At 45.7% G+C, this 830-nt stretch carries 1 protein-coding gene; it reads left to right on the plus strand.

Annotated features, from left to right (window positions below):
• Nucleotides 1–69: 69 nt before the first annotated feature.
• The coding region (locus tag B4H32_RS01600) for a secretin N-terminal domain-containing protein (RefSeq protein ID WP_286799410.1) at nucleotides 70–830 on the plus strand (761 nt) is incomplete at its 3' end.

Genomic DNA, 830 nt, shown 5'->3' on the forward strand with positions numbered 1-830 from the left:
ACCCCCTATAATTCCCCCTTGTCAAAGGGGAATACAAAAGGGTTTACAAGTTAGGAACAAGTGCAAGTTATGGCTTTCTTGAATCATCAACGTCCACTTTGGGCACTACTTGCCGCAGCACCACTGGTTGCGACCATCAGTACCAATGTGCAAGCACAAACATGGAAGATCAACCTACGTGATGCAGACTTAACTGCATTCATTAATGAAGTTGCTGATATTACAGGCAAGAATTTTGCAGTTGACCCTCGTGTGCGTGGCAATGTGACGGTGATTTCCAACAAGGCGCTCAATAAAGATGAGGTCTACGACCTGTTTTTGGGCGTGCTGAATGTCAATGGGGTAGTGGCATTACCCTCTGGAAATACGATAAAACTTGTTCCTGACAGTAATGCGAAAAACTCAGGCATTCCTTATGATGCACGTAAGCGTGCAAGTGGCGACCAGATTGTCACCCGTGTCATCTGGCTGGAAAATACCAATCCGAATGACCTGATTCCTGCACTACGTCCACTGATGCCACAGTTTGCACATTTGGCAGCGGTTGCTGGCACCAATGCTTTGATTGTTTCAGATCGTGCGAGCAATATTTACCAACTTGAAAATATTATCCGTAATTTGGATGGTACAGGTCAGAATGATATTGAAGCCATTACACTGCAATCGAGTCAGGCCGAGGAAATTATCGGTTTGCTGGAAACCATGAGCGCCACTGGAACATCTAAGGATTTTATTGGTGCGCGTGTACGTATCATTGCCGATAATCGAACCAACCGAATTCTGATCAAGGGTGATCCTGATTCACGTAAGCGTTTGCGCCGCACCATTGA

Source organism: Acinetobacter sp. UBA2063, from assembly GCF_002333245.1.
Classification (GTDB): domain Bacteria; phylum Pseudomonadota; class Gammaproteobacteria; order Pseudomonadales; family Moraxellaceae; genus Acinetobacter; species Acinetobacter parvus.